This window comes from Photorhabdus sp. P32, from assembly GCF_038085095.1.
Lineage (GTDB): Bacteria > Pseudomonadota > Gammaproteobacteria > Enterobacterales > Enterobacteriaceae > Photorhabdus > Photorhabdus luminescens.
Window position 1 is genome coordinate 1 of record NZ_JAZGJN010000160.1, and the last position, 5931, is coordinate 5931.

Genomic DNA, 5931 nt, shown 5'->3' on the forward strand with positions numbered 1-5931 from the left:
AATTTTTATATTTAATGATAATGAATATTATTTATATTTATAAAATAATCAATTCAGACCTTGCCAGAAAAACCTGTCTGGATTAGTTTTATCGCTTTGTGAATGAGAGAGACACTTATGAAACATAATCTGGCCGAGCTTTCCACAGAGGATATGGATAAAGTGAATGCTGACTTGGCAGCCTCCGGTGTAGCTTTTAAGGAACGTTACAATATGCCAGTACTTCCCGATACGGTTGAACAAGAGCAATCCGAGCATCTACGGCAATATTTTCAACAACGTTTAGTGCATTATCGCCAATTATCCAAACAATTTTCCCGTTTACCCTACGAGCCCAAAAACCGCTGATCAGCCAGTAAGAATGGGTAACCACCGGATAACCGGTGGTTATATCCAATTACTGATCGGCAAACCTATCCGTTGCACTAATAAGTTGATGTAAAATACCCGGCTCATCAAATGAATGTCCTGCTCCTTCAATGACATATAATTCCGCTTCCGGCCATGCCTGCGCCAGATCCCAAGCATTTTGCACCCGACAAGCCATATCATATCGGCCATGAATGATAACTGCCGGAATATCCCGTATAACGTCAATATTATTCAGCAGTTGCTGCTCCTCATTCATAAACCCCTCATTGATAAAATAGTGGTTCTCAATTCGAGCAAATGCTAGGGCAAACTCATCTTCTGTAAAACATTCCACGCTATCTGAAGGAAGCAACGTTACCGTCTCCCCTTCCCACAAACTCCAGAGACGAGCAGCTTCTAATTGAACCTGACGATCATCACTGGTCAATCGCTTATTATATGCTCCGATAACATCCTTTCGTTCTTCCTCCGATAAAATAGATACCGTTCGTTGCCATTTGTCAGGGAAGAAATTAGAAGCGCCATCCTGATAATACCAGTACAACTCTTGTGGCCTCAGCAAGAAAATTCCCCGAAGAACTAATTCAGAAACGCGTTGAGGGTGAGTCTGGGCATAAACTAAAGATAAAGTTGAACCCCACGAACCGCCAAATACCAGCCATTTTTCCACGCCCATCAATTGACGTAAACGCTCAATATCTTCAACTAAATGCCAAGTGGTATTATTTTCCAAGCTGGCATGAGGTTTTGAACGCCCACAACCACGCTGATCAAACAGCATGACATGATATTTCTTGAGGTCGAATAACCGACGGTGATAAGAGGCAATACCACCGCCTGGCCCGCCATGAATAAACACAGCAGGCTTACCTACAGGATTACCACACAATTCCCAATAAATTTGATGACCATCGCCTGTATCCAAATAACCCGAACGATAAGCTTCACAAGCCGGATATAATTTTCTCAATTCTGACATAACACTTCCTTTACTGACTAACACCAAACCTGGTATCCGTCTATACCCGTTATCTTTCAAGTTGCCTCTTTGTTGGCTGCACTCACTCACCCCGGTCACATAGTTATCTATGCTCCCGGGGATTCGCTCCCTTGCCGTCGCGATGCATCTTGAAATCCATTGGGTATAATGACGGGTAGAGATAACTAGCAGAAAATGTTATTTCAATTCGCTATAGCTAATCGTATTTTGCTGACAATCAACGACAACACGGTAATCTTTGTCACGCTTAGAACCACGAACAGTCAGCGGAATTTTTAATATATCTTTATCGCCAGTAATATTTTCCGCCTTTATCCACACCACGGGCTTAGACGTTCCCAACTGCGTTCTGTCTTCTGACCAATGGTGAATACGGTTTTGCAGAAAATCACGCTTTACTTGAGCGGCAATTTGCGATTTGGTTAAATTATCGCAAGAAATAAATTTATCAACACGTTTGTTCTCCGATACAGCGGATATTGTGAATGAAACAGTGAGCAAAAGTGCAGCACCCGATAGGCCAACTCTGTTAATGATATGACATGCTTTCATACTACCTCCCGTTAATATCTCAAAATAAGAGATTAAATATGGAGCTAAACTAACATGTCAGGTAAAACAAATGTGTGACTATTGTTAAATAAATAATTTAATTATGTTCATTTTTCATCATCAAACACTACATTAACCTGCTCTTTTCCTCGATACTGTTCACGAATTTCTTGTGCAACCAACGCAATCGCTTCCCCACTGCTCATTCCTTCAACCATCAATTGCTGAATTTTTTCTACTGCTCGTTGCTGTTCCTGATGGGATAAAGCTGGCATATCTGAAAACATGATAATAACCTCTATAAAGTGATCTATGCCGAAGAGTATAGCGATTTTTAACTCAAGTCAGGAGTGGATTTCTATGTTAATCTGTAGGGATTAAAATCAAGACCAACTTTTTACATTACAACTGCTAAACCAACATCATTATGAGTATTTCACTACAAAAACGACAATTACCCTATCAACCAGACGCTGCCATCAACTATTTCGCGCCGATTTCAAACCAGTCTTGGGCAATGCTGCTCCATTCTGGTTCTGCCGACCATCCTCATAATCGGTTTGATATTCTGGTTGCAGAGCCACGGATAACATTACTCAGTCATAATAAATCAACTGAAATAAATGAAAATGGCGATAACTATATTACTAAAGAAGATCCCTTTTACCTGCTAAAAAGGCAGCTAGAGAAATTAAATATTACGGCAAAACTTGATCCTGATTTGCCATTTCAGGGTGGCGCACTCGGCCTATGGGGATATGATCTTGGGCGTTATATTGAAGAATTACCATCACAAGCCAAAAATGAGCTGTCATTTCCAGACATGGCAATAGGTATTTATGACTGGGCACTGATTGTTGATCATCATAAAAAAGAGGTGATTTTATGCAGTTACAGTGATGTTGATACGCGCCTGAACTGGCTTACTTCTCACCAACTTTCACCAAAAGCAGCTTTTACGTTGACCAGTGAATGGCAGTCAAATATGAGCGCCAAACAATATAATGAGAAAATTAACTGCATTCATCAATATCTGTTAAGTGGTGATTGTTATCAAGTTAACCTGGCACAACGATTTTGCGCTGATTACCAAGGAGATGAATGGCAAGCATTCATAAAACTTAATGAGAGCAACCGCGCCCCTTTTTCAGCTTTTATTCGTTTACCGGAAAACAGCGTTATCAGTGTCTCTCCTGAACGTTTTTTACTGCTGGAAAATAAACAAATTCAAACTCGCCCGATTAAAGGAACATTACCGCGCTTAGGTGATACAGAAAAGGACGCCCTGCAAACTGAAAAATTAGCGACTTCGAAAAAAGACCGGGCCGAAAATCTGATGATTGTCGATTTACTGCGTAATGATATTGGCCGGGTAGCCACACCGGGGTCAGTTAAAGTTCCTGAATTATTTATGGTTGAACAATTCCCTGCCGTTCATCATCTGGTTAGCACAATCACCGCAACATTGCCAAATGAACAACATGCTACGGATCTATTACGTGCCTGTTTTCCCGGCGGTTCTATTACCGGAGCTCCTAAAATCAGAGCGATGGAAATAATAGAAGAGCTTGAACCTCACCGCAGACATGGATATTGTGGTTCAATTGGCTATATTAGTTTCTGTGGCACAATGGATAGCAATATCACCATTCGTACCCTCTTAACGGAGAAAGAAAAAATATATTGCTGGGCCGGTGGCGGAATCGTTGCCGACAGCATTGCTGAAAAAGAGTATCAGGAAACATTTGATAAGTTGAATCGTATTTTGCCGCAACTAGGGAAAATAAAAGTAATATGATATCTCTGTCTGATTTCGTTAACAGATTTCAGTTACAACTTCCACTACCACCTAAACGGCTTTTAGATAATAACCGCCATGCTGCGGTGTTATTACCGATCATCTGCAAACCGAAACCAACATTATTATTGACCCGACGCTCCGATACCTTACGATCGCATGCCGGTCAAGTCGCCTTTCCTGGGGGAGTTGCTGATCCTCAAGATAAATCAATAATCGCGACAGCATTACGAGAAGCGGAAGAAGAAGTTAACATACCTCCTCAAAAAGTTCAGATTCTGGGGCAACTGGCTCCTTTAAATAGCATCAATGGCTATCTGGTGACACCTATTGTCGGATTATTGCCTCCCGGATTATCCCTCCACAGCAACCCGGCAGAAGTTTCCAAAATATTCGAAGTTCCGCTATCTGAAGCGCTTTCACTTTCGAGTTACCACTATCTTGATGTTAATCGCCGTGGTCAGCAACATCGTATCTATTTTTACTGGTATCAGCAGCATCTCATCTGGGGATTGACAGCGACGATAATTCATCAATTAGCTCAACAAGTTCAAGTTTGATCCAAATCATTTAAGGATAACCAATTTGTATTTTTTTTACCCATTTTTGTCACTGTTGCTATCATAATTCAAAAAAAACTGTAAACTCCCTTATCAACACTACTAAATCACAGTAAAGTAGCGTACCCCAATATATATAACTATATCTCTATCTTTTTTAAGGAGTCTGGCGTGATTAGCGTTTTCGACATGTTTAAGGTTGGTATTGGCCCATCTAGCTCTCATACGGTTGGCCCGATGAAAGCCGGCAAACAGTTTGTCGACGATCTGGTAAACCAGGGATTAATGCCTTCTATCACGCGTGTAGCCGTCGATGTTTACGGCTCACTCTCATTAACCGGCAAGGGTCATCATACGGATATCGCTATTATCATGGGTCTGGCAGGTAATTTACCCGCCACCGTTGATATTGACTCGATCCCCGGTTTTATTCGTGATGTAGAGCAAACACAGCGTATTAAGCTGGCTAACGGTTTACATGAAGTCGATTTCCCGCGCGATAGCGGCATGGTTTTCCGCAGTGACAATCTGTCATTACATGAAAACGGCATGCAAGTTCACGCATTCGCGGGGGACAAAAAAGTTTATAGCAAAACCTACTACTCAATTGGTGGTGGTTTTATTGTTGATGAAGAACACTTTGGTAAACCCTCTCAGGATACCAAACCCGTTTCATATCCATTCAATTCAGCAAAAGAATTACTGATGAATTGTAATAAAACCGGATTATCTATTTCCGGTTTAATGATGAAAAACGAGCTAGATCTCCACAGCAAAGATGAAATTAATGCCTATTTTGCCGATGTCTGGGATACCATGCAGGCTTGTATTGAACGCGGCCTGAATACAGAAGGGGTTTTACCTGGGCCATTGCGTGTACCACGCCGGGCTGCGGCACTACATCGCATGCTGACCTCATCAAACAATCTATCTAATGATCCAATGAATGTTGTAGATTTGGTGAATATGTTCGCCCTGGCAGTCAATGAAGAAAATGCGGCGGGCGGGCGTGTTGTTACCGCGCCAACCAATGGCGCTTGCGGCATTGTTCCTGCCGTACTCGCTTATTACAACCACTGCATTGAACCTGTAACGCCAGAGCTCTATATCCGCTATTTCCTGGCCTCCGGCGCTATTGGCATTCTTTATAAAATGAATGCATCAATATCTGGAGCTGAAGTGGGTTGCCAAGGCGAAGTGGGTGTTGCCTGCTCGATGGCGGCAGCCGGCTTGGCTGAACTGCTTGGCGGTAGCGCTGAACAGGTCTGTATTGCGGCTGAAATCGGTATGGAACATAACCTCGGCCTGACCTGTGATCCAGTAGCAGGCCAGGTACAAGTACCTTGTATCGAACGAAATGCCATTGCTTCAGTAAAAGCAATCAATGCTGCACGCATGGCTTTGCGCCGTACTAGTGAACCACGAGTTTCTCTCGATAAAGTTATTGAAACCATGTACGAAACAGGTAAAGACATGAATGCTAAATATCGCGAAACATCTCGCGGTGGTCTGGCAATTAAGGTTCAGTGTGATTAATCAAATAAATAACCTGTTTTTTAATCAATAAATGCTTCTGTAATGAAAATATCCCTACCTTATGGTTGGGATATTTTTTAACCAAAATTTAAAATGATCATCTTTTGATCTAA

Annotated in this window: 7 protein-coding genes; 4 read left to right on the forward strand and 3 right to left on the reverse strand. The window is 41.9% G+C overall.

Features of this window, described 5'->3' with window-relative positions:
* The first annotated feature begins 117 nt into the window (after positions 1–117).
* Positions 118–348 (forward strand): DNA polymerase III subunit theta, encoded by a 231-nt coding sequence (locus V2H77_RS01315; RefSeq protein ID WP_265381219.1) that lies wholly within the window; start codon positions 118–120, stop codon positions 346–348.
* A 49-nt stretch (positions 349–397) separates the two neighbouring features.
* Here the strand turns inward: V2H77_RS01315 and pip are convergent, their stop codons facing one another.
* The 3 genes from pip to V2H77_RS01330 all read right to left on the reverse strand — a co-directional run bounded on the left by pip (position 398) and on the right by V2H77_RS01330 (position 2211).
* A complete protein-coding gene (gene pip / locus V2H77_RS01320) occupies positions 398–1351 on the reverse strand; it encodes a prolyl aminopeptidase (protein WP_265381220.1) in 954 nt (317 codons plus the stop codon).
* 198 nt (positions 1352–1549) lie between these two features.
* The gene (gene yebF, locus V2H77_RS01325) at positions 1550–1924 is read right to left on the reverse strand and encodes a protein YebF (RefSeq protein ID WP_265381221.1); all 375 of its coding nucleotides are present in this window, start codon (positions 1922–1924) and stop codon (positions 1550–1552) included.
* A gap of 107 nt (positions 1925–2031) precedes the next feature.
* Positions 2032–2211, reverse strand: a complete 180-nt coding sequence (locus V2H77_RS01330) for a YoaH family protein (RefSeq protein WP_088374426.1) — start codon at positions 2209–2211, stop codon at positions 2032–2034.
* Positions 2212–2351: 140 nt separating this feature from the next.
* Here V2H77_RS01330 and pabB point away from each other — a divergent pair, with 140 nt between their 5' ends.
* The 3 genes from pabB (at position 2352) to V2H77_RS01345 (ending at position 5818) form a co-directional block, all read left to right on the forward strand.
* Positions 2352–3722: an aminodeoxychorismate synthase component 1 gene (pabB, locus tag V2H77_RS01335; protein WP_341497358.1), complete on the forward strand. Its 1371-nt coding sequence runs from the start codon at positions 2352–2354 to the stop codon at positions 3720–3722.
* On the forward strand, positions 3719–4282 hold the full coding sequence (locus tag V2H77_RS01340) for a CoA pyrophosphatase (RefSeq protein ID WP_341497359.1): 564 nt from the start codon (positions 3719–3721) through the stop codon (positions 4280–4282). The genes pabB and V2H77_RS01340 overlap by 4 nt, the downstream gene beginning before the upstream one ends.
* Positions 4283–4453: 171 nt before the next feature.
* Entirely contained in the window at positions 4454–5818 is a 1365-nt protein-coding gene (locus V2H77_RS01345; RefSeq protein WP_341497360.1) for an L-serine ammonia-lyase, read from the forward strand.
* Positions 5819–5931: the final 113 nt, after the last annotated feature.